This is a genomic window from Chryseobacterium sp. TQ-BC-N36 (assembly GCF_058382295.1).
Genome location: NZ_CM178175.1, coordinates 1,337,854 through 1,361,807, shown reverse-complemented (window position 1 = coordinate 1,361,807; position 23,954 = coordinate 1,337,854). Strand labels below are relative to the sequence as shown.

Annotated in this window: 22 protein-coding genes; 8 read left to right on the top strand and 14 right to left on the bottom strand. The window is 37.7% G+C overall.

The genetic code is table 11. The features are described 5' to 3' along the window. Position 1: 1 nt before the first annotated feature. The 4 genes from AC3FI7_RS06075 to AC3FI7_RS06060 all read right to left on the bottom strand — a co-directional run bounded on the left by AC3FI7_RS06075 (position 2) and on the right by AC3FI7_RS06060 (position 3,901). Positions 2-1,300 carry an epoxide hydrolase family protein gene (locus AC3FI7_RS06075; protein WP_142722740.1) on the bottom strand — a complete coding sequence of 433 codons (1,299 nt, stop codon included), beginning with the start codon at positions 1,298-1,300 and terminating at the stop codon, positions 2-4. 260 nt (positions 1,301-1,560) lie between these two features. Next, the gene (locus AC3FI7_RS06070; RefSeq protein ID WP_491461647.1) at positions 1,561-2,367 is read right to left on the bottom strand and encodes an SDR family NAD(P)-dependent oxidoreductase; all 807 of its coding nucleotides are present in this window, start codon (positions 2,365-2,367) and stop codon (positions 1,561-1,563) included. Positions 2,368-2,441: 74 nt separating this feature from the next. Next, positions 2,442-3,029, bottom strand: coding sequence for a TetR/AcrR family transcriptional regulator (locus AC3FI7_RS06065; protein WP_343658670.1), 588 nt, complete (start codon positions 3,027-3,029; stop codon positions 2,442-2,444). A gap of 512 nt (positions 3,030-3,541) precedes the next feature. Further along, positions 3,542-3,901 (bottom strand): prevent-host-death protein, encoded by a 360-nt coding sequence (locus AC3FI7_RS06060; protein ID WP_142722743.1) that lies wholly within the window; start codon positions 3,899-3,901, stop codon positions 3,542-3,544. Positions 3,902-4,153: 252 nt separating this feature from the next. Here AC3FI7_RS06060 and gnd point away from each other — a divergent pair, with 252 nt between their 5' ends. The 5 genes from gnd (at position 4,154) to AC3FI7_RS06035 (ending at position 10,387) form a co-directional block, all read left to right on the top strand. After that, positions 4,154-5,572: an NADP-dependent phosphogluconate dehydrogenase gene (gene gnd, locus AC3FI7_RS06055; RefSeq protein ID WP_343658669.1), complete on the top strand. Its 1,419-nt coding sequence runs from the start codon at positions 4,154-4,156 to the stop codon at positions 5,570-5,572. Between the two features lie 13 nt (positions 5,573-5,585). Next, positions 5,586-7,067 carry a glucose-6-phosphate dehydrogenase gene (gene zwf, locus AC3FI7_RS06050; RefSeq protein WP_343658668.1) on the top strand — a complete coding sequence of 494 codons (1,482 nt, stop codon included), beginning with the start codon at positions 5,586-5,588 and terminating at the stop codon, positions 7,065-7,067. Positions 7,068-7,093: 26 nt separating this feature from the next. Next, positions 7,094-7,804, top strand: a complete 711-nt coding sequence (gene pgl / locus AC3FI7_RS06045) for a 6-phosphogluconolactonase (RefSeq protein WP_491461646.1) — start codon at positions 7,094-7,096, stop codon at positions 7,802-7,804. Between the two features lie 694 nt (positions 7,805-8,498). Beyond that, positions 8,499-9,137 carry a TetR/AcrR family transcriptional regulator gene (locus AC3FI7_RS06040; protein ID WP_491461645.1) on the top strand — a complete coding sequence of 213 codons (639 nt, stop codon included), beginning with the start codon at positions 8,499-8,501 and terminating at the stop codon, positions 9,135-9,137. Positions 9,138-9,748: 611 nt separating this feature from the next. Then, positions 9,749-10,387: a TetR/AcrR family transcriptional regulator gene (locus tag AC3FI7_RS06035; protein ID WP_142722748.1), complete on the top strand. Its 639-nt coding sequence runs from the start codon at positions 9,749-9,751 to the stop codon at positions 10,385-10,387. Positions 10,388-10,461: 74 nt separating this feature from the next. On the opposite strand, the gene AC3FI7_RS06030 is transcribed toward AC3FI7_RS06035, so the two are convergent. From AC3FI7_RS06030 to AC3FI7_RS06015, 4 genes are read right to left on the bottom strand one after another with little or no spacing between them, the layout of a single operon-like run. Next, on the bottom strand, positions 10,462-11,991 hold the full coding sequence (locus tag AC3FI7_RS06030; RefSeq protein ID WP_343658667.1) for a peroxidase, FMP-type: 1,530 nt from the start codon (positions 11,989-11,991) through the stop codon (positions 10,462-10,464). Between the two features lie 18 nt (positions 11,992-12,009). After that, entirely contained in the window at positions 12,010-13,476 is a 1,467-nt protein-coding gene (locus tag AC3FI7_RS06025) for a ferritin-like domain-containing protein (RefSeq protein ID WP_491461644.1), read from the bottom strand. 4 nt (positions 13,477-13,480) lie between these two features. Continuing rightward, positions 13,481-15,556, bottom strand: coding sequence for a GMC oxidoreductase (locus AC3FI7_RS06020; protein ID WP_491461643.1), 2,076 nt, complete (start codon positions 15,554-15,556; stop codon positions 13,481-13,483). After that, complete coding sequence (locus AC3FI7_RS06015; RefSeq protein ID WP_491461642.1) at positions 15,553-15,999, bottom strand: hypothetical protein; 447 nt, start codon at positions 15,997-15,999, stop codon at positions 15,553-15,555. Before AC3FI7_RS06015 ends, AC3FI7_RS06020 begins: the two co-directional genes overlap by 4 nt. A gap of 455 nt (positions 16,000-16,454) precedes the next feature. Here AC3FI7_RS06015 and AC3FI7_RS06010 point away from each other — a divergent pair, with 455 nt between their 5' ends. Further along, positions 16,455-17,768, top strand: a complete 1,314-nt coding sequence (locus tag AC3FI7_RS06010) for a M20 metallopeptidase family protein (protein ID WP_491461641.1) — start codon at positions 16,455-16,457, stop codon at positions 17,766-17,768. On the opposite strand, the gene AC3FI7_RS06005 is transcribed toward AC3FI7_RS06010, so the two are convergent. Both AC3FI7_RS06005 and AC3FI7_RS06000 read right to left on the bottom strand, forming a co-directional pair. Beyond that, positions 17,765-18,181 (bottom strand): RidA family protein, encoded by a 417-nt coding sequence (locus AC3FI7_RS06005; RefSeq protein WP_491461640.1) that lies wholly within the window; start codon positions 18,179-18,181, stop codon positions 17,765-17,767. The genes AC3FI7_RS06010 and AC3FI7_RS06005 overlap by 4 nt on opposite strands. A 153-nt stretch (positions 18,182-18,334) precedes the next feature. Further along, on the bottom strand, positions 18,335-18,937 hold the full coding sequence (locus tag AC3FI7_RS06000; protein WP_491461639.1) for an FMN-dependent NADH-azoreductase: 603 nt from the start codon (positions 18,935-18,937) through the stop codon (positions 18,335-18,337). 117 nt (positions 18,938-19,054) lie between these two features. Between AC3FI7_RS06000 and AC3FI7_RS05995 the strand changes: the two genes are divergently transcribed. Together AC3FI7_RS05995 and AC3FI7_RS05990 are read left to right on the top strand one after the other, a co-directional pair. Then, positions 19,055-19,411 carry a winged helix-turn-helix transcriptional regulator gene (locus tag AC3FI7_RS05995; protein WP_142722756.1) on the top strand — a complete coding sequence of 119 codons (357 nt, stop codon included), beginning with the start codon at positions 19,055-19,057 and terminating at the stop codon, positions 19,409-19,411. 108 nt (positions 19,412-19,519) lie between these two features. Further along, a complete protein-coding gene (locus AC3FI7_RS05990; RefSeq protein WP_142722757.1) occupies positions 19,520-20,116 on the top strand; it encodes a Crp/Fnr family transcriptional regulator in 597 nt (198 codons plus the stop codon). A gap of 13 nt (positions 20,117-20,129) precedes the next feature. On the opposite strand, the gene AC3FI7_RS05985 is transcribed toward AC3FI7_RS05990, so the two are convergent. From AC3FI7_RS05985 to AC3FI7_RS05970, 4 genes are all read right to left on the bottom strand, one after another. Continuing rightward, positions 20,130-20,972, bottom strand: a complete 843-nt coding sequence (locus AC3FI7_RS05985) for a universal stress protein (protein WP_142722758.1) — start codon at positions 20,970-20,972, stop codon at positions 20,130-20,132. Then, the gene (locus AC3FI7_RS05980; protein ID WP_291896629.1) at positions 20,969-21,445 is read right to left on the bottom strand and encodes a MarR family winged helix-turn-helix transcriptional regulator; all 477 of its coding nucleotides are present in this window, start codon (positions 21,443-21,445) and stop codon (positions 20,969-20,971) included. Before AC3FI7_RS05980 ends, AC3FI7_RS05985 begins: the two co-directional genes overlap by 4 nt. Positions 21,446-21,662: 217 nt before the next feature. Beyond that, on the bottom strand, positions 21,663-22,868 hold the full coding sequence (locus AC3FI7_RS05975; RefSeq protein WP_491461638.1) for an MFS transporter: 1,206 nt from the start codon (positions 22,866-22,868) through the stop codon (positions 21,663-21,665). An 88-nt stretch (positions 22,869-22,956) separates the two neighbouring features. Beyond that, the gene (locus tag AC3FI7_RS05970; RefSeq protein ID WP_491461637.1) at positions 22,957-23,871 is read right to left on the bottom strand and encodes a helix-turn-helix domain-containing protein; all 915 of its coding nucleotides are present in this window, start codon (positions 23,869-23,871) and stop codon (positions 22,957-22,959) included. Positions 23,872-23,954: the final 83 nt, after the last annotated feature.

Below are 23,954 nucleotides of genomic sequence, written 5' to 3'. Positions count from 1 at the left end.
ATTAAAGCTTTTTTCTTACCTCTTTGAAAGCGGCCCTAAGCTCTTCCGTAAAGATCTGTGGCTGCTCCCAGGCTGCAAAATGTCCGCCCTTAGGTGCTTTATGGTAATAATATAAGGTTGGATAGGCACTTTTTGACCAGCTTTCCGGAGCCTGATAAATTTCATGAGGAAATACCGAAATGGCTACAGGAACCTTAATATCTTTTGTCTTTTGTGCTTCTGCGCTGAAGTTGTTTTTATTATTTTCCCAATAGAAACGTGAAGAAGATGCTCCTGTATTGGTAAGCCAGTAAAGGGTAATATCATCAAGGATAGCATCACGTCCTATTACATTTTCAGGATGAAGGTCACTTTCACTCCATTCGGCGATCTTCTCATATAAGAATGCTGCCAGAGCACCTGGAGAATCGGAAAGTAAATATCCTGTTGTCTGTGGACGCGTTACCATCATTCCTCCATACGCTGCATTTCTTCCAAAGAAAGTACTCATGGCATTATAAGCCTTTGTTTCCGAAGCTGAAAGTCCGGATGGGGCAGGGTCACCGGCATTGATAGGTTTTACGAGTTCAGCAGGAATAGTAGCCGGCATTGTAAGATGGATACCCAGAAGTCCTGAAGGAGCCTGTTTGGCCAGTGCATCAGATATTACGGATCCATGGTCACCGCCTTCAGAAACATACTTTCTGTAACCAAGCCTTTTCATGAGTACATCCCAGGCAAAGGCAACACGGTCGGGGTTCCAGCCCTGTTCTCTGGGAATTTCTGAAAAGCCATATCCCGGGATGGCAGGTATGATCACATCAAATGCATCACTTGCTTTACCTCCGTATTTTACCGGATCAGTTAACGGACCTATAGCATCAATAAATTCCAGAGGAGACCCTGGCCAGCCATGAGTAAGGATCACCGGCATTGCATTGGGCTCTTTTGAACGTACATGGATAAACTGAATATCAAGTCCATCGATATTGGTTACAAACTGCGGGAGAGCATTCAGTCTGTTTTCCACTTTTCTCCAGTCATATCCATTAGCCCAATAGGTCATCAGCTCTTTTAACTGCTCAAGCTGAATTCCCTGAGAAGCGTCTTTTACGGTCTCTTTATCTGGAAAACGGGTTTCTGAAATACGTTTTTTAAGATCATCCAGCTGGGATTGCGGAATACTGATGTGAAAAGGACGGATACTGATATCTGGTTTTGATGATAGAGCAGCAGCCTTATTATTTTGCGCTTTAGAAATAGCAGGGGTTCCTAAGATAAAAGTTGCTGCTAACAGGATTGTTGAAATTGTTGTTTTCATTGCGTTGTAGTATTAGAGTTTAAATCTGTTTTCTTTTTTGATGAGACAAAATTATGCTCTGGAAAAATCCTGAGAAATAAGTAATTTCCTGGAACAGTCATATTTCATGACGAAATAGACATTCAGGGAGGTGAACAGGAAAATGATCAATGATGAAATAGAAAACTGAGAAAGGAATCTGGCTGCTGGTTTCAGAAAAGATAAAAAATAAGCTCTGTTTATAACAAACAGAGCTTATTTTTTATCAATATATTTTTGAATTATCCGTGAGCTTCTACGGATACATCGTTCCATTCTTCCCAAACTTTTAACCGTTGCTCATAGTTGTGTTTTACAAATGGAAGAGCTACTTTTCCCAATAATAAACGCAATGGAGGATGTTCCGTTTCTGCTAATTTTATAATTGCGGGAACTGTAGCGTCGACATTTCCAAAAGAAGTTTCAGATTCAGCGAAAGCCTTTTTAACACCATCATAAACAGGGTTGCTTTGGGTATTGATTCCTGTATGCCAGATATTGGATGCATAACCGTTAGGTTCTACCAAGGTCACATGAATTCCAAATCCTTTTACTTCTGCCGCCAGCGTTTCACTCAAGCCTTCAATAGCAAATTTAGAAGCATTGTAAAGTCCCATGGTAGGTAAAGTCGCCAATCCTAGGATTGAAGAAACCTGAATAATATGGCCGCTTTTCTGATCTCTCATAATGGGAAGTACTGCCTGGGTAAGCCATAAGGTTCCGAAGAAATTGGTTTCAAACTGTGCTCTGGCTTCCTGCTCGTTCGTTTCTTCAATAGCACCTGTTAATGCATATCCCGCATTATTGATCAGAATATCAATGCTGCCGAAGTATTGATGTACTTTCTGAACTACAGCTAAAGATTCTTCCCGTTTGTCAACATCTAAAGTCAACGGGAGTACAGAATCTCCGTATTTTTCTTTTAGTTCATTCAGTGTTTCTACATTTCTGGCAGTGGCTGCCACTTTGTATCCTTTTGCTAAGAAGGCTTCTGCCCAGGCTTTTCCAAAACCTTTTGATGCTCCTGTAATTAAAACTGTTTTTGACATTTTTTTGTTTTTTAATTAATTGTTGTGATAGTATTTTATATTGTGACCGATCGGTCATTTTTTATTTAAAAAAATTACAGGCTGTTCTCCTGTATAATTTTTTTAAGATTATGGCCAATAACTTCTATTTTGGCATTCTTCCCGGACATTCTTGCCATGAGATGTCCACCTTCAAGCATTGCAAAGAGAACGGTTGCAAAATCTGAAGCATTCCAGTCTGCCCTGAATTCTTTATTGACAATTCCTTTTTCTATAATGCCGGAAAGCAATTCTTCCCCTTGTCTGATCCCCCGGTTTACTCTTTCTTTTACAATAGGATTGGTGTCGTCAGCTTCCGTCCCAAAATTTAACAGCGGACAGCCTCCGACTACCGGAGGATGATTGGGATCACTGAAAAAATCGATATAGGCAAATAATTGTTCTTTAGCAGTTTTGAATCTGCTTAAGTGCTTCTGAAGCTTATCATTCAGCATTTTCATATTATGTTCAACAGCTGCGCAGGCGAGAACTTCCTTATTCTCAAAATGAACATACATGCTGCCTTTTGACAATTGGGTTGCCTCCATAATATCACTCATAGAAGTGGCAGCAATTCCTTTTGTATTAAAGATAGGAGCCGCTTTTTCTATAATGAACTGTCTGGTTTCTTCACCTTTTGTCATGATGAGTAAAAATTAGGATACAAATATATGACCGATTGGTCATAAAAGCAAAAGAAATTTCATATTTTTTTATCAAGTAAAATAGAATAAGCCCCAAATGTAGAAAACTTAACGGTTTTTTACGATGAAAAAGCTAAAGCTGATATACTGTATATGGCAATGCAGAGCAGAGATAAGATATGTTTAAATCAATTTACAAAACTCCAGTCACTCAATTCTCATGAGTAATAATAGATGTAGCTGGCGGTTAAAGTCTGTAAGGTTTAAACTGTTGATATCAGATATTCTAAAGATCAAAAGTCTATTGGATATAGAGTGGCTGTATTAAAAAGGATTATAAATAATTTCCTGAAGTAAGGAAAATTGATGGATATACTTGTAACACCTAGAGCTACAAAATTCCTTTATTAATAACGCAGTGTTTTTTGACATAAAATACCAAATGGTGTTGGTATAGTTGTTTCCTGAGAATTGTCCCTCCACGACAATAGAGGGACGATCCCCTGAACAGCTTAATTAAGCTGATAATTTGCAATGACTAAACTCAGAATGAAATGAACATAATTCTGTTCTACTTCTTTTCTGTTAATCAATTTGTTTTTGTACTCGTAAGAATTCAGATCTCTGGATAATTTCTGATAGGTTTCAAAATCATCACCTTTGATCTTTACTCTTATATTGCCATCCTTCCTGTTGATAATAACATCATCTAAAGTTCTTACCTTAAACAAAACTTCACATAATGTAGGGCGGGCCTTCATGGACCCGATATATCTTTCAACTATATTAATCTTGAACGAATCAAATATGATATTATTAAAAACGATTTTAGAATTAGGCTCCTGAGTGTTGAGTTCAAGTTTATAGTTCATTACTTTATAAATTTTGGCAAATATAAGTTTAATTATGCCAAAAAACAGACTGTTTTAATAGATCATTACCATAATAATGATTGAATTTTATTCTTTAAGCCCAAAATCATGTGAAAATGTGAATATTAGCAACTCATCGATAAGTACAAAACATCATACCAAAGAACTTTTTCTTTCCTTTTATTTTTTTCCTTATAGGCATTTGCGTAATTTTATTCTCTGTATAACAAAATTCATATTAATACCAATATAATGGAAAGATATAGTTATGGAATGGTTGGCCTTGGAGTAATGGGGCGAAATCTGCTTTATAATATCGCTGACAATGGTTTTTCAATCGCAGGATTCGACCTTGATCAGGAAAAAGTTAAAGAATTGGAGGAAGGAGCTGCTGCAGCGATGAAAGTAAAAGGGATAGGCTCTTTGGAAGATTTCGTATCAGCGTTGGAAGTTCCGAGAAAAATTATTCTTATGGTTCCTGCAGGAAAACCTGTAGATGCAGTACTGGAAAATATTACCCCGCTTTTAAGTGAAGGTGATATTGTCATTGATGCAGGGAATTCTTATTTCGAAGACACCAACAGACGTGTTGCTGATCTGGCATCCAAAAAACTGCATTTTATGGGAATGGGAGTTTCAGGAGGTGAAAAAGGAGCCAGAACGGGACCCAGCATTATGCCGGGAGGAGATCTTGAAGCTTTTAAACTTTTGAAGCCAATGCTTGAAGCTATTGCAGCAAAAGTTGATCATGAAGCCTGTACGGCCTATATGGGAAAAGGATCTGCCGGAAACTATGTGAAAATGGTGCACAATGGTATTGAATATGCAATCATGCAGCTTATCAGTGAGGCATACGATCTTTTAAAAAGAGGAGCCGGCTTAAATAATGATCAGCTGTACCATGTCTTTAAAGAATGGAATAACGGCGAAATGAATTCATTCCTTATTGAAATTACAAGAGATATTTTCACTCAAAGAGACTCTTTGACTGATAACTATCTTGTTGATCAGATCTTAGATAAAGCGGGAGCAAAAGGCACCGGCAAATGGACCTCAGAGCAGGCCATGGAAATCGGGGTCTCTATACCCACTATCGATATTGCAGTAACCTCTAGAATTTTATCCGCATATAAAAATGAGAGAGTCCAGGCTTCCAAGCTCTATGCTGATAATGAGATCACAAAACCGGAAGATACGGAACTTTTCATTAAAGAAGTAGGGGATGCCCTTTTCCTTTCAACATTGATCAGCTATGCACAAGGTTTATCTTTACTGGTAAAGGCATCTGAAGAATATGGTTTTGAAATTCCACTGAAAGATGTGGTGAAAATCTGGAGAGGAGGATGTATTATCCGTTCCTTATTGCTGGAAAAATTCTATTCTGCCTATACTAAAGATCCTAATCTTTCTAATATTCTTCTGGATCAGGAGATTTCTGAGCTGGTAAAATCAAAAATCAAAGCCCTGAGAAAGACAGCAGGATATGCCGTGTCAAACGGAATTTCCAGCTTAGGAATTCAGACAGCGTTGGGGTATTTCGATGCTTATACTACAGAATCTCTTCCTGTAAATCTTATTCAGGCTCAACGTGATTATTTCGGGGCCCACACTTATCAACGTATTGACAGAGAAGGTGTTTTCCACACCTCTTGGCAAAGTGCAAACAATTAAAATTCGGAAAAAAATGAATCAAAATAGAGTCTTGCAGCCAACAACTATTGTTATTTTTGGTGCAACAGGCGATCTGGCAAAAAGAAAACTTTTTCCGGCTTTTTATAACTTATACATCGATGGCAGAATGCCTAAAGGCTTCAATATTATAGCGTTAGGAAGAGCAGAAAATACCGATGAAAATTTCAGAAACTACATTAAAGAAAATCTTGAAAGTTTCTCCCGAAAGAAAGTGACATCTGAAGATTGGGCAGGTTTTCAGGCCCATATTACTTACTTTCAGCATCAGCTGGATGAGGAAGATTCTTATCAGAAGCTGCAGCAGAAGCTTCAGGATTTTGATGCTGTTTACGGAATGAGAGCAAACAGGTTATTTTACTTATCCATCGGCCCTAATTTTATCTCCACAATATCCAATCACATTAAAACGACATCACTGGCTTCCGATCCGAAAAAAGACCGGATCATTATTGAAAAGCCTTTTGGTCACAATAAACAGTCTGCCATTGAACTGAACAGCCTTTTGGCAAAAACATTTGAAGAAGAGCAGATCTACCGTATTGACCACTATCTTGGAAAAGAAACCGTACAGAATATTTTGGCATTCAGATTCGGAAATTCAATCTTTGAACCTTTGTGGGATCATAAGTACATAGAATCTGTACAGATTACGGTAGCCGAAGAGGTGGGGGTTGAAACAAGAGGTGCTTTTTACGAACAGACAGGAGCGCTGAGAGATATGATCCAGAATCACCTGCTTCAGATTCTCTGTATGGTAGCCATGGAACCGCCGGCTTCAGTAGAGTCCGGTGAGATCAGAGACCGTAAAGTAGATGTCCTGAAGTCAATCCGCAGAATATCACCGGATCAGGTGGATCATTATGCCGTAAGAGGGCAGTATGCAAAAAGTACAATAAACGGAATTGAGGTGAAAGGGTACCGCCAGGAAGACGGTATTGCCACAGATTCCAATACAGAAACTTTCGCAGCAATAAAATTCTATCTGGATAATGAAAGATGGCAGGGAGTTCCTTTCTATGTTCGTACAGGAAAGAAAATGAAAGAAAAGCACTCTTATATTACCATTCAGTTTAAACCGCTTCCGCATTCAACATTCTCAGATACGCCGCACCATTTATCGGCCAACAGATTGATCATTAATATCCAGCCGATGATGGATATCAGGCTGCAGTTTATGACGAAAAAGCCGGGACTTACCCTGGATCTGAAACCGGTAGAAATGATTTTTGATTATTTTGCCTGTCAGGAAGATACTCCGGAAGCGTATGAAACTCTGCTTCAGGATGCCCTTTTAGGAGATCTTACTCTATTTATGCGTTCCGATCAGGTAGAAGAAGCATGGGATGTTGTCACTACCATACAGGAAGCATGGGAAAATAATAAAGATCTGTCATTTCCGAATTATAAAGCAGGAAGCTGGGGTCCGGAAGACAGCAATGCCCTGGTTGAAAGACAGGGGCACAGCTGGGTATAAAAATAATATTAATATAAACAGATAAAATGAATATTACAGTATTTGACGATCTGGAAAAACTGTATACAAAAGCAGCAGACACATTTGTTGATCTTTCCAAAAAGTCCATTCAGAAGAATGACCGTTTTGTAGTGGCCCTGAGTGGAGGATCTTCTCCCAAAGCTATTTTCAAACTATTGTCCACTCCAGAGTATAAAGGAAAAGTTGAGTGGAATAAAGTATACTTTTTTTGGGTAGATGAGCGTTGGGTTCCTTTACATGATGATAAAAGCAATTTCCGGATGACGGATGAGACACTTCTCAGCCAGGTTCCTGTTGATAAAAATCATATTTTCCCTATGTATGCTGATGGAGTAGCTCCTGAGGATTATGCAAAGACTTATGAAAAGCAGATCAGGAACGTTTTAGGTAAGGATGGGATTTTTGATTTTATCCTTTTAGGGATGGGAGATGATGGTCATACTGCCTCTCTGTTTCCTGGTGAAGCAGTGTTGGACGAAAAAGAAAAATGGGTATCTGCCTATTATCTGAAACCTCAGGAAATGTTCAGGATTACGCTGACGGCACCTGTGATCAATAATGCCGAAAATATTCTGGTGATTGCCTTTGGAGAATCTAAAAAGCATGCTTTGAATGAAGTGCTGAACGGTGAATATAATCCTGCATTATATCCTTTACAGCTTATTGAAAAAAAGGCAGGCTTTCAGTTTTATACAGACCAGAAAGCAAAAGGTTAACAGAGGTTGATCTTTTAAAATATTAGAGACTGTCCAAGGACAGTCTCTCTTCATATCAACTATTTTGATACCGAACCGTCGGCATCTGCAATTTTCTGTACATCAAAAACACCTCTAATTTAAAAACAGTATCACTAGAGATTTAATGATACTGTTGCATTTAGTGTTTTTACCTTAGTTGCTTGTTTTCGAAATTTTTAATTTTCCAATACAATAGTGCTTCTATATAAAATGGTTATTAGTTTGAAGCAAATATACAAAATAAGACACTATGAAGTGTCTAATATTGAAAAAAAATAAAAAATTTATTAATAAAAATTTGTTCAAGTAATGAAAACCTTATTCTAAAGAGCTTTTTAAGGCGAAAATTTAAATCGAAAAATGACGTTTAACTTTAAAATAAACTGAATTATTTGCTTTTTATTGTCTGGTTGAGGTCAAAAATGTTTTTTATCAACAAAAAACAGCAACATTATATAATGATGCTGTTTGGGTAATGATTTACCTCAGTCATTGCATATAAAGCAATCAGGCTGAGGGAACTAACGGTGCAATCTGATCTCTCTAACTCTCACAGCTTTGATTGTCTGTTGATATAAAATGGTTATTAGTTTATGCAAATATATAAATTTAGACACTAAAAAGTGTCTAAAATGAAAAAAAATTCATAAACTTGTACGATTGAAAGTTTACCATGGAAAGAAAGCCTGCAGCAGGAAGTATCCGCAACACAGAACGCAGTAGAAAAAAATTTTTGGATGCAGTTGGAAAAATATTGAGGACAAAAGGTTATACTGCATTGAAAGTGAGTAGTATTGCTGCCACGGCTGGAGTGGACAAGAAAATGATCTATTCTTATTTTGGAGGATTTGATGGTTTGATTGATGAATATATCCAGTCACAGGATTACTGGAGTAAAGTAAACATTGATGATGTTAAAAAAATACAAACTCAATCAGAGGATGAGGAAAGATCTTTTATAGAAAATATACTGCTTTTACAATTTGACTATGTCTATACCAACAGGGAAGCACAAAAATTACTTCTATGGCGTTTGTCAGAATCTAGGAGATCATTAAAAAAATTGACCGATACCCAGGAGGAAAACGGAGAATATATTTTTAACCGACTGATGGATTCGCGTTTCAAAGATAGAATAGATACTTACCGCTCTATCATGGCCATTATGGTGTCTGGTCTTTATTATCTGAATCTGTATGCAGCCATGAACGGAAGTATTTTTTGTGGAATAGATGTCAATACGCCCCAGGGACGGGATAAAATCAAAAAAGCAATCTCTTTTCTATTACGTCAGACTTATGAAAAGCTATAGGTTATGCAGACTCCTGATATTAAAAACAGACCATTAGAATCTAATGGCCTGTCTGTAAGTTGTGTTTCTACCTTAGTTGTTTCGTGTTCGAAATTGTCTTAAAGTGAGGGAACTAAAATAATACAATCTGAATTGTCTTATTTTCAACCTAAAAGTGTTTTAAAATATATAGATGGTTTTAGTTTGTACAAATATATAAAATAAGACACTACAAAGTGTGTAAAATAATAAAAATTTCTTTGTTTTTGTTTAAGTTTCTGTATATCAGTATATTATTTTTTATTGTAAAAATTTTATCCTTTTATATAAAATATCTATTGAAAAGTATTTTATTTAATTTTTGGAACATTTTTTTTAATCAAAACAGTATCATTATGTTAAATAATCCTGTCGGTTGTATTTTTTTACACAAGCTATAGACAGCCGAAATGTTTTAAAATGAGGAAAGTAGCAAAACAATCTGCTCACTTTAATTTTTCAGCTTCGGACCGGGCTTTATGTATCAAAGCGTCTTAATTAGTGCAAATATATACAAACAGATCATTTTAAACACTAAGTAGTGTCTAAAATGATAAAAAAAATTCATAAACTTGTATATTGAATGTTTAGTCATGGAAAGAAAGTCAGCATCAGGTAGTATTAGGAATAAGGAACGCAGTAAAAAGAAGTTTTTGGATGCCGTTGGAAAAATTCTGAAAACAAAAGGGCATGCAGGATTGAAGATTAATGATATTGCTGCTGTTGCCGGAGTGGATAAAAAAATGATCTATACCTATTTTGGCGGAATGGACGGTTTGATGGACGAATATGTTCGTACACAGGATTACTGGGTGAAGGTAACAAGTGAAGAGGTTGAAAAGGCAAACCCTAATTTTGAAGATGGAGGAAGAGAGTTTATTGAACAAATGCTTCTGTCACAATTTGATTATGTCTATACCAATAAGGAAGCCCAGAAACTGTTGTTATGGACCATTTCTGAACCTCGTAAATCATTAAAAAAACTGATCGATACCCAGGAGGAAAATGGGGAATATATTTTTAAGAGACTGATGGAATCCCGTTTCAAAGATAAAATGGATACGTACCGCTCTATTATGGCCATTATGGTTTCAGGGCTCTATTACCTGAATATGTTTGCCTCCCTGAACGGAAGTCTTTTCTGCGGTATAGACACCAACACTCCTGAAGGACGGGAGAAGATCAAAAAAGCAATATCCTTTATTGTAGATCAGACGTACGAAAACCTGTAATTTAAAGATCAGGGTTGAAGGTATAAAAAAGAGGCAAATGAATGCCTCTTTTTGTGTTTAATCGAAAGGAAATATTATCCTTTATGGTATGGGCATGCTGAAGCCGTACCAGTATTTTCTGCAGAATTAAAAAATTGCTCTTCAATCACTTTTCTCTGATCCTCAGGGATATCTTCTAATTTACGAAGGGTATTGACCTGGATATGCGGCCAGCTTGTAGTACCTCCGTCATTTCCGAAATCAAACTCAAAGAATACAATCTGCTCATATTGCAGCTGAAGAATCTCTTTTCCATTCTCAATTACCGTTTCAATCCACATATTCATGTCCACTTCTACAGTCGGAACAAAACGGTTGACAAAAGGAACATTCAAAATTCCGCCCTGTGCCCCGGTTTTCATCTTGGAAGACATTCTTACATGAACATAATTGCTGACCTCCTGGCCTCTCAATGTATCCCTGAGCCTCAGATCAGGACGTACAGAGTAAGGATATAAATCATCGGCCAGTATTCTCTGGGTATAGATTTTGTTTGAGCCCTGATCATTTTTATCATCTAAAGTCTCATGAACCCAGGCCGGTGCAGGTTGGTCAAGATCAATAATATTGTCAGGTGTTACTCCTGCATTTCCCATCGTACGGGAAATCGAAAGATGATTAGTATCCCATGCCTCTTTACCATAAGGAAATTTAGGGGAACCATTAATTAAATAATAGGTTTTATCAGCAATATTCTGAGGAACAATATCACCAAGTAGAGTAATGGTACTCCCATGAGGAATAACACCGCTTCGGGAAATAGAATAGTCCGGAATAAAATAAGGCCCGTCAACTCCAGCTCCCGGCTTTATTTCCTGTGCGGGGATAATTTCATAATATTCCTGTCCTGGCTGCAACTGACTTAAAAGAATATATTTAGGATTTTCCTCGCCATCCGGTGTTATTCTTACAAGAGGTTCGTCTCTGTATTCACCGGTATATCCATACTTTTCAGCATCTTCGGTTGAAACAGCATGAATACCTCGGTCTCTTTCAATAGATTCCTTCGTGGCTGCATGATTATACACATCACTCAGCCATAGATACATTCCGTTTTCTTCATGAATAGGAGTGTATTTTAAAGTTTCCTGACCCTTTACAGTATTCACACTTTTGATACTTTGTTCATATTTAACGGCTCCACAGAAAAGCTCACTGGCTCCACCACGGTTACGTACTCCACCGGGAACAATTGAAAATGTTAATTTTTCGATATATTCTTCACTGTCAAAAGCGAATTTTCCTGGTATTGTCCCTGGATTAGTTCCGGGGGAAGGCATAATCGTAGTATGTATGCCACTTGCTAATGAAGGTTGGGTAATATTCTTATTATAATTCACATTATAGCTTACCCATGTTCCATCTAAAGCAGCAAGAACTCCGTAGTCTACATTATTCTCAATAGCCTGCAGGTTCTCTTCTCTGAAGGGTCTTACCGGATCATCAATAAGAAGTTTTGAATATCCATCCATTAATTGAGCCAGATTGACTTCATTTTGGCCTGGCATTTTACGGAACAGCTGTTCTCCTCCCAATTCGGGACTCTCTTTTTTTCTTTTAAGCATGATATCTGATTTTTATGGTTATAAATTGATAAATTCAAATGTAGGGCCTGCATTATACTGAGCATCATAAGGCTGTTTCATTAATCCTACGGCCTGTTCTTTCAGAGCATACATATACATGATCGATTTTTCGAGCTCTCTCTGGTTTCCTTCCACTGCACTTTGAATAGCATCTAACAAACGTTTGTAGGTTTTATTAAACTCAGTAGCCTGTGCGTGTAATTCCTTATTTTTGATATAATCTTCCAGTTTGGGATTCGGCTTCATAGGATATGCCTGGCTCCAGTCTACAGGCAATTCTTTTCCGGTAGGTGGCGTTGTAACGGGCATCATTCCGTTTTCATCCATAAAAGGTTCATAGTTTCCTCCCAGATAGAAATGCTCATGAAATACTTCTTTGAACCTGAAATAGTGTGCCAGCTCCACACCTTCTTCAAACTGTGAGGGATCAATATCAAAAATAGAATCGTCAGCACCTTCGCCCTGTCCCTTGATTTCCTGGAAAACAGCGATTACTCCTGTTAAAGCTTCTACAGAATGCAGTTTACCGCCGCTTCCATAGTATTGCTCGGGACGGATCTGTTTTGCAGAATCTCCTGTGAAAATTCCTCCGGTATTTAATTCTTCAAAGTTCTTCGGAAGTGTTCCATGTTTTTTGTAGTAAGCAATGATTTGAAAAATAACGATATAAAAAAATAAGACATCATAGTATTCACCAATAGTATGTACGTTTTCCATGATGAAACCTTTCATATTTTCAAGAGTCCAGAAGTTATTTTCCTGCACAGCTGCTCTTTGGGAATATAATGCTGAAGAATCTGTTTCATGATCATATTTCGGTGCCTTTACCAAAGGCTTGCTTGGACTTTCAATTGCAATAAATGTTGCAATACTGTTGGTAGAGAATGTTTCCAGACCCACATAGAAATCAACATTCATCGGCAGTTTCATCGGGTATGTAGGATAGTTCTCCTGTTGGTTGACAGAAGGCCTGATATCAATTGCATTCAGGACATTGCAAACCATGATCAGGTGAAGCATTTCCTCCACAGCAACGCTTCGTATAATTTGTGAAGCCAGGGCATTGGTTCCGTCCTTGATTGAATATAAAGCAGTAAGATAGGGTGGAATGGTAGAATGTTCAATAAGAATAGCGGTCTGTAAAAGATCTTTTAAAACCGGTTTATAATCAATTTCTGTCAACCCTTTTTTAATTTCTGGAATTCCTGAACCCAACTGTGATTCGAGATAAGCATTGAACTCTTTGATCTGATCATTCAGCAAAAAGCCTGTCAGGACTGTACTGTGATGCTTCACTCCTTCTGTCCAGTCCTCTTTGCTCAGTGATGGATCAAATAACAAAGAAGGTAACGAAACACTGTCTGCAATGGCTACCGCACTTCTGCCTGCTATTGCGGCTCTTTTTGCAGATTTTGATAATGTTTCCTGCGGTTGTTCTGTTTTATGGATAAGTCTTTGTCTCATGTGATTATTTTTTTAATTGAATTTCAAGATCAGCAAGAATAGACTCCACAGAACGGATTGTAAATGCTGATAATGTTAAAGTAGGGTTTGAAGTGCCCAGTGTAGTCATATTTCCTGCTCCTACGATGTATAAATTAGGATGATCCCAGGCTTTACAATAGCTGTTGGTTACAGATTCTTCTGCTTTGGACCCCATTCTGTGGGTTCCTACAATATGACCTGCTCCGTTATAAGAATATCTCTTATGGTTGTAGATCACAGAGTTTTTGTCTGCTTCGGTGTATTTTGTAAAATCTTCGATATGTAATCTTTCAAACATCTGGTCTGAAGCTTTTTTAGCCTGTTCCATAGCTTTCATTTCATATTCCGTCAGCTCATAATGAATGACCGGCCGAGGAATACCCAAGGCATCCAGATATTGGTCATTAATGGTCACCCTGTTATTGGGATTAGGCAGCTGTTCAATTTCAAAATGGAATAAAACCTGTTTCGAAAGCCTGTTGGTAAGTGCTTTTCTTAATTCTGCTCCGAAAAGACCTTTGCCGATGAATTCTGCAACATCAGATCCCGGAGAAAATGCAGGCCAGCCCCAACCCCAATTGTCAAGCGGGGAAATCCATGCTGAAAACTCACTTCTGAAACTTCCGTCGCGGAAGGACGAAATGTTTGTAGTAGACCCCGGACCTCTGTATGGATAAACCGGTTCAGGGAAAAGCCCCCAGGTAAGCATTACCATATGGTCCATCAGGTTTCTCCCTACCTGATCACTGCTGTTGGCAACCGTTTTTACACCATTGCTGGTGGTATATTGGGAATTCAGTAGAATCTTTGGATTTTCAAAAGCATTAGCAGCAAGAATGACAATGGCATCCGACGTATCAATTGATTCTTCAACAAAGTCTGTTTTTTCTTTTGAAGTGTATCTTCTCAGATGAACTCTGGAAATTTTATCTTTATCATTCTGATCAACACTTAATCTGTACACAACGCTCTGAGCCTGAACCTGCATGTTAGGATTCCGGATGAGGTTTTCGTTATCATTCAATTTATATAAAGCTTTTTTCAGTGTTTTTAAAGCGTTGTATTTCGCCTGTACAGGGCATATCGGAACGCAGGAAGCATTTCCCTCACATCGTTCTCCCATGTAAGGATTCCAGACTGAACCAAGTGCTTTATATTCTTCTTTTTCAGAACTGTCCAAAACCAGTTTATATCCGGATTCTTTTGATTCAGCTTTAATGATCTTTGTTTTTCCGTATTTTGGATTCGGAACGGAGTTTCTTCCCTGTGGAGATGGTACCAGCAGCAGAGGAATATCTCCTGAGCTTAGCGTTACGCTCGTTCCTTTGAGCCCTTCAATAATTTTGTGATCCATATAGCTCTGGGGAATTTCTTCCATCGGGAAAACATAATCTCCATAATATTTTTCCCTGCTTTCAGAAATAGGATATTCCTGTCTGGAAACTTCTCCCGAAACCCCGATTTCGAATTCAGCCATTTCATAATAAGGCTTTAGCTCATCATAATCAATTGGCCAGTTGATTGATATTTTTTCTTTCGTATCAGGTTTTTCAGTTGTAATGTTATACTTTTCAGTAAGCCTGAAATCATTCGGAAGCATTCTTGGTGTGGTTCCCAGCCAGTGAAGGGTAGTTCCGCCTCCCACTCTGATCGCATCGCTGGCAAATGGCATGGGTCCAAACTGTACAAGATACCCTTTTTTATCAGGATAAGGCTGAACAATATGTTCCATATCAAGGACATTCGGGGAAGGTGCCTGCTTCAGATTCGGATAAGGTGAGTTGGGAACTTTGGCTTCTTCCCTGTAAAAAGTACGTATATACTCATTATAGGTGGTCATTGAAGAGACGGAATCCAGCTCCACACCGGCTTCCAGACCGGCTTCGTACATAAGGATTGATACTTCCCTGATATGATCGGATTTTCCTGCATCTGCACGATGGATCATTTTCCCTTTGGCTACATCAAATACATGATCGGACAGCAGTTTTGCAATTAATGATCCTGCGATCCCCGTTCCTACGATGATCACATCTTTTTTGTTTGAAGTCTGATTCATGAGTGGGTGTTTACAGGTTTGATATTCCATGATTTGTAGCCAGGTTGTTTTGCTCCAGGCGGGTGGGAATACATCAGGTTCCACACAAGACCTTCTTTGTAAGAAAGATCATTCACATAGGCACCTTCCCATGTTCCCATGTACCACATGGTCATAACCTTTCCGGCCATGGCATTCATCCCTGGATTTTCAATAATTTCGGCTTGTATGGCCTTTTTCAGTTCCTCTTCACCGGAAGATTTTTCAAGTATATTTTTAGAAATAGTAAGAAACTCTGCAAAAGTAGCTGCATCAAGACTTTTGAGAACATACGTGTAATAGGTTTCTGCCAGGCCGGTAGACTGTAATTCGTTTACAGTAAACCCTGCAAGCGCTTCCGAGATAGACATAAACACATCGAAATAATAATCATCGACGTTGAGGATTTTGTTAATAATATTCATTACATTAAAATTTGGATTAGAGATCTTCAATTTCTTTCAACAGAAGTTGATCACACCAATTGTCCTATCGCTGCAGGGCTTTCAGATACCACATTTTTTTCTGAAATGATTGAATGTATGCCAAGCGATCCATAGTTATCAGTTTTATTTATCCGAAATTAATCAGATCCCGGCAGATACGATTCAGTATTTCTACGTAATTTATATTGGTGCAATTTTAATTTTTTGCAATAAACCCTTTGTATATAATAGTTTCAGTGAATATTGTTTTCACTTTGTTTAGAATTATTTTAAATAATGTGGTACCGATATCTGAAAGCCGGACAGTTTCAGTGATCTTTAAAAAAATAAACTGATGATCAGGATGTAACGAAACTGAATCTGCAACTGTCTTATCATTATGAGTAAGCTTTTGATACACTCATAACCCGAAATAAAACTCAAAACCATTGAACATGAAACGATTTACAGTCACTTTATTATGCTTCGCTTCAACTTTATTGTCCGCACAGGGACTGAACAGTAAAAAAGAAGCCATTTCTTCCCAAAATATAAAAGTACAACAGGTACATCGATCTGTTCAGCAGGACACAGACAGGATATTTGATAAGTTGGTTGCTCTCAGGAGAAGTTTTCATGAAAATCCGGAACTTGCAGGGAATGAAAAACAGACTCAGGAAAAAATTAAAAAATATCTACTTGATCTTGGACTGGAAGTTAATACGGATATATATGGTTATGGTGTCATAGGAATTCTGAAAGGAGAAAAAAAGGGGAAAAAGATCGCTTGGAGGTCTGACATGGATGCTCTTCCGAGTGATTATGCCGACCCCGAAGCTTTCAGGTCAAAAGTAAAAGGAGTTCAGCACGGTTGTGGTCATGATATCCATATGGCTGTTGGACTGGGAATTGCAGAGGTTCTTGCAAAAAATAAAAAATCCCTGAGAGGAACCGTATATTTTATATTCCAACCTGAAGAAGAAACTTTCAAAGGAGCAAAAGAAATGCTGAATAATGGATTGCTTACCGCCATACACCCTGATGAAATATATGGGCTGCATGTAACGGCCACTCCTGTGGGGCAGATCATGGTGAAGTCCCATGAAATGTTTGCTTATCAGAAAAAAATAAGGGTTCAGTTAAAAAATAGATTATCTGAAGATGAAACCAATAGACTGACTAAAAAGATCAGTAATTTTCTGATCCGTCTTCATGCTGAAGGTAAACCTTGGGAAATACAATCCATCGTTGATCCTACAATCGGATTAACAAATCCTGATACCATTTTCAAAGATTATCTTTTTACAGACGGAAAATTCAATACTTATTCTAAAAATAATGAGTTTTTTCTTGAAACCTACCTGTATGAAACAAACCCTTCGAATTTAGATAAAATAATTCCTGGAGTTCAGAATGTTATTGAAGACAGTGGATATAAAAATGAGCTCTTTTCTGTTTCATTCGTGCAGGGAAATCCAACAGTGATCAATGACGATAAGCTTACCCAGTCTGCAACAGAAATTCTTCAGAATATTTATGGAAAAAATACTGTGACTGCAGATTATGGGCAAGTTCCTTTTTTCAATGATGATTTTTCTTATTTTCAACAAAAAATTCCAGGAGTATATTTTTTCCTGGGTGGATCTAACTTTGAAAAAGGAGTGATTGCTATGAATCATGCTCCCAATTTTCAGGTGGATGAAGAAAGCATCAGAATCGGAGTAAAAAGCTTTTCATCATTGATTATTGAACGGCTTACCAGCAATTAGCTTTTCACGGCAATGGCATCAATCTCAAACAACATTCCGGGTAAAGCCAGCTTAGTTACAGGGATAAGAGTACTGGTAGGAAGGAATGACTGTTTCCATACTTTATTAGCTTCCTCTGTCCATATCTCGAGTTTTTCCTCGTTATGATCTACGATGAGCAAAGTGATTTTAACAATATCCTCAAATGTCATCGAATGACTTTGTAAAACAGTTTTTACATTTTTCAAAGCCTGCTGTACCTGAGATCTGAAGTCATCTGCTAATGCATGGGCAATTCCCTGGCCGCCGCTCTGCCCCGATATAAAACACATTCTGAAGGGTGATTCTACAGAAATGCTGTGGGAAAAACCATAAGGAGAAGGATCAAATAATTCTGAAGGATTGATCAGTGTTGGATGTGGATGGGTTTCCATAATTTTTTCTTTTTGATGATGTAAAATTGAGAGATAAAAACTGAAAAAACCTTTACATATGTTGAGAAAAATACTGTTTTTAAGTAATAAATTACGAAAATGATAAGGTTGAATGTAAAAAATGCTGCTCATAAGAACAGCATTTTTAAGATTTTACTCTACAACAATACTCTCGATTCCTTTTTGCAGGGCCGTCTCCTGAATAACGGGAACAGAAAGCCCTTCTGCGCGGACAACAGAAATATCTGTCATGCCCATAAATCCTAATGTTTTTTGAAGATAAGGAATCACGAAATCATATGCCTGCCTCTCCCCTTCAGAATAAATACCGCCACTTGAAAAAGCAAGATATACTTTCTTGTTTTTCACCAGACCTTCCGGTCCGTTTTCGCTGTAGCTGAATGTTTTTCCGGCTCTGGCAATATGGTCAAGCCATGATTTCAGGGTAGAGGTGATGCTGAAATTGTATAGAGGAGCCTCAATAACAATAATATCCGCTTCATGCAGCTCATCCACTACTGTGTCGGATAATTTTACAGTTTCAATCTGTTCTGAAGTACGGTGTTCAGCCAGGGTAAAAAATGCATTGATATGGGCTTCTTCCAAATGAGGGAAAAGAGGATTGGCCAGGTCACGCTTTTTTAATATACGGTCAGGATATTTGTCTGTAATTTTTTCTACAATTGCATTGCCCAGTTTTTTGCTGATGGATGATTCGCTTCTTGGACTTGAAATAATATGAAGTACTCGTTTCATTTTTTTATTTTTTTAAAAATTGATGTTTCAAAATTATTTATATTTACTAATAAAAATATAGTAGTTACCAAAAGGTTAGTAATAACATTTAGGTTAGTAACCAATAAATACGAGACAATGGAAGAAGAAAAAATAACATATTCACGGCCGCAATGCAGTAATCACCTGTCTGCTACAGAGGATGCTTTGTATGTCCTTGGGGGCAGATGGACCATTCGTGTAATGATTGCGATTTTGGGAGGCCATACACGTTTTAATGAATTGCAGAGGACCATTAAGGGAATATCTGCCAGGGTACTATCCAGCGAATTAAAAAAACTGGAAGTCAATCACCTGGTGGAAAGAACCGTTATTACAGATCAGAAGCCGGTATTGGTAGAATATATGCCCACAGAATATAGTGAGTCTCTGAAGGATGTCATTGCTGCGCTGGCTGATTGGGGAACAAAACATAAAAAGAAAATTACAGCATAATAAAAGAAGGGCCGTGTTGGTATTGAAATATTACTTTTTCTGTGGTATTTGATAAGTTGCAACATTGCTTATACTTTAAGTATTTTTACTCAAATTAATAATGGCAAGATGATCATATGTGAAGAGTTATTATTTTCCCGTGGAGCAAGTCTGGAAAGTTATGAAGCAGGAGAGACTATTTTTCAGGAAGGAACCGCTGCAAAATATTATTTTCAGATCAGATATGGTACTGTGAAGCTGAATACTTTATTGGAAGACGGAAAGGAATTTGTTCACGGCCTTCCTTTTGATGGTCATTGCTTTGGGGAAAGTTATTTATTTACCAGCCATCATTACGCGGTCAACGCCGTTGCGGTCACCAATTGTGAAATTATCAGGATTTCCAAAACCAGATTTCTTGAAATATTACTGGAAAAACCTGAATTAATGCTTGAAATAAATAAATATACAGCAGACAGGCTGCATTTCAGGTATATGATCTCCAGTTTTCTGGCCATTTCAGATCCTATTGTAAAGCTGGTGAAGCTTTTTGACCATCTTAAGAAATATTTTGGATTTGAGGACGCTTATTCATTCCTGATCCCCTATACCAGACAGCAGATAGCAACCCTCACCGGTCTTCGGGTGGAAACGGTAATCAGATATGTCAAAAAAATGCAGGAACAGAAACTGGTTAAGATTGAAAGCTCCAAAATTTACTATTAATTTTCAGGATCTGCTATTTTAGGATTAATACTGGCTGATGGGTGTTCTGGTAAATTCCTTCGGAAATACTTCTGCTGGCAAGATAATATAGAAAGCTGTGCCTGCCCGGTAAAGCAATAATAAGATCAGCTTCATTAGAGGCTGCAAAGGTCAGAATCCCATTAATGATATTTTCGTCATGAGAGTAATGAATGCTGCTTGGGATTTCCGTTAAATGTTCACGGATATAGTTTTCCAGTTCTCTTTTTTTGTTCTCATCCTCTGTTTCTCTGGTATTGATATTTAAAAATGACAGATGTACATCCTGATTATGAATAACAGATTTGTGATGGAAAAGCCTTTCCAGTCTTTTAATTCCTTTTATATCACAAGGGATAAATATGTTCTTAACAGGAGTATAATGATAGCTGTTTGGAACAATTAAGGTCTTTACAGGACTTGTTCTTGCAATGCTGATGATATTATCAGAAACAAAACTTTCTGTAGAAGAATTCCTGTCGTCACTTCCAAGAACGATCAGTTCTACAGACGGCTCGTCTTTTAAAAGTTCATTGATGCTCCTGGTAAGCGCCCAGTCACTTAATATTCTGGAAACCTTAATATCCGGAAACTTATCGGTTACAATACTGCTCAGCTGATCAAATAAAGATTCCGTTCTCTGTAGTAAGCTATTGACACTTTCTTCATTTACAAATGAATGCCCTTCTGCAATATGCAGATAATCAAATTCAGACTCTCCGGCAGTTTTCAGCAGGATAATGTTTTGATATTCGTAGGTTTTTGCCCAGTCTGCGGCAACTCTTACTGCATTTTCTGTAGTTGATGTAAAATCAACAGGTACAAGGATTGTTCTCATATTGTATTATGTTTTGGTCCTGATTCTTCCAGGTTTGCTGTCATTTTTTTTACTAATAGCAGTGCTTTGCTGATCTCTATTTCATCAATGCCGTCAGCAGCCTTCTTATAAAGATCCAGTGCCCAGGGATAAACGGTTTCTACAATCTGTTTACCTTTCGGGGTTAAAAAGATCTGTTTATTCCTCCTGTCATTTTTATAAGCAACCCTTTCCACCAGATCCCTTTTTACAAGACTGTTGATGAGGTAGGTAATACTTGATTTGTCTTTGCTTACTTTATTTCCTATTTCCTGCTGGTTAATCCCATTATTACGTGAAAGCAATCCCAGAATTTCAATCAGTTCAAAAGACAGATCCGGATCATACTCATTAACGGCAGCATGAATCTTCTGCCGGAGACGGCTTTTCATTTCACTCATCGCAAGGCCAAGTTCCAGAGCCAGTTCTGATATGTTATTCTGTTTTGCAGGCATATTTTATAATAGCGTGAGATAACAGGGTATTTCTGAATCGGTTTTAATCATAACTTACCCTAACAAATATACGGAAAATTAGTTTTAATTAAAACTAATTGGATAAAAAATAACAGCTGAAAAAAAAGTACATTGAGAGGCCACTTCACGGATTTACTGCCTTGATACTTTATTTTTATTCTGAAAAAGATAACGTTAATAAAAAAGCAGAGACTGGTTAGTTCTCTGCTTTTTCTTTTTTTACAGCCTGATTCATGATGAGAATAATTCCGAAAAGGAAACATGCGATGATCAGATAACGCCAGGAAAGATCTTTCTGTTCACTTACGGTTCCGCTTACAGAAATGATAAAACTTGTTATAGAAGTGATTACATAGACCAATCCTCCCATCAGTCCGCCGGCCGTACCTGCATTTTTAGGAAAGTAAAGCATACTTGTCGTAAAGAAAGAGGTAAATAAAATTCCGGAACAGATATGAATGAAAAAGGCAAAAGGTATCATGATGAAAAGACTTTCTGCAAAATAGCTTGTGATAATCAGTCCTGCGATAAGGATCAGCTGAAGAAGAATCGGCTGTAAAATTCTTGGTTTAAAATCAAGGGTCAGTCTGCGCTTTCCGATAAAGCCTCCGATCATCCAGGAAAATCCTAAGATCAGGGTACAGTATCCAATGACTACCGGTGTAAAATGGAAAGTATTTTCAATGATAAAAGGTCCGGTAATATTAAACAGCATAACAATCGAATAGCTGAGTCCCAGAATAAAGATGCCCAGCATGAAAATTCTGTTTTTAAGCATCATTTTGTACAGACTGATATTCTCTGAAAGATCCAGTTTCTTTTTTTGAGGAAGACTCTCTCCACTGAAGAGCCATTCAAAAAGGAAAAGAAATCCGGCGTATCCTGCCAGAAAATAAAAGTTAGCATGCCAGTTAAACATTTTTTCAAGATATCCTCCGAGGAAAGGTGCCAGGATGGGGCCGCATGACCATACAATGGTAAAATAGCTCAGATAGTGCTTCACTTTTTCTGCGTCATAAATATCCACGAAAATAGCACGGGTAGCCACTACCAGGACTGAAACAGCTGCTCCCTGGAGAATACGGAGCAAACAGATCAGTAAAATGCTGTTCGTCATGGTAATTAAGATACTCGTCAGGATTAGCAGAAATAATGCGATTAGTTTGGGGCGGTAACGGCCGATGCTGTCCAGGATTCCTCCCACAAACAATTGTGAAATTCCGTAGCTCAGGAGATATGACGTTAAAGTAATCTGGATATCTTTTTCAGAAACCATCATTTCTTTGGCCATAGAGGGGAATGATGGCAGATAAATATCTGTGACAAACCCCGAAAGCGGGATCGACACGAAAGCCATTATGGTAATTAATCTGATTCGTTGCTCAGATGCTTCTCTCAACATATTCATACATTTTTTACAATGCAAAAATAAGTCAGGAAATATAAAAATGAATTTTAAAAGACAAAGTAAAAATTACAAAAATCAAATATTAAGATAAATTCTTAAATTTCAATGGTGAAGTCTGGGCGTGCTTTTTAAAGAAGTTATTAAAGTGGGCAGGCTGATCGAACCCTAGGGTATAACCTATCTGTGCAATATCCCAGTTGGTATATTTCAGCAGATTTTTGGATTCTTCAAACATCTTTTCCTTGATGATCTGGGTGGTTGTAAGATTGGTGACGGATTTTACTGAAGAATTTAAATGATTGACATGTACATTCAGATGTTCTGCAAAGTCGGAAGGTGTCTTTAATGCCAGTGGATAAGCGGGAGAGTCCAGAGGAAACTGTTTGTTGAGCAGTTCATCAAATAGCTTGTACAGACGCACATTTGCAGGAAGTTCATTAGGATTGATGTCCTCTACACGGTTTTCAAGAGCCAGATGCATCACGGAAGCCAGGTTGCTTTTGATGCTGCTGCAGCGGAAAGGATAAGCAGAATTATTCATTTTGTAAATCTGCTCGAAATAAAGAGTTGCGAGTTGGGTTTGTTCCTCTGTCAGAAAAACAACCGGCTTACTCCATTCCTTAAACATTGATGTTTTTTTAAACAGACTGAATTCAGAATTCCCATTAAAAAATTCCTGATTAAACAAACAGAAATAGCCTTCCTGTATATCGCTCTCACACTCCCAGGAATAAGGGATGCTTGGAGATGGAAAAAATAAAACAGGACGGTCAATATACAGCTGGTGGGCCCCATAATGAATAGTGCCTTTTCCAATGATAAAGCTGATTTTATAATAATCACGCCGGTTGTAAGGACTCTTGAAGCTGCAATATCTCCGCATGGAAATATTGAAATGGGATTTTCCGGTTTCAAAATCCTCAGAATCAAACATTTTGATCTGATTTTTTCGGACACGTCTGTAGTAATCTTCTATAGTTTCCAGCTGATCGCTCATAATGAAAAATTATAAAAATCAAAGATAAGCAAACTGCTGCTCAATCATGATGATTTTGTGTGAAATAATAAAAATAAGTATGA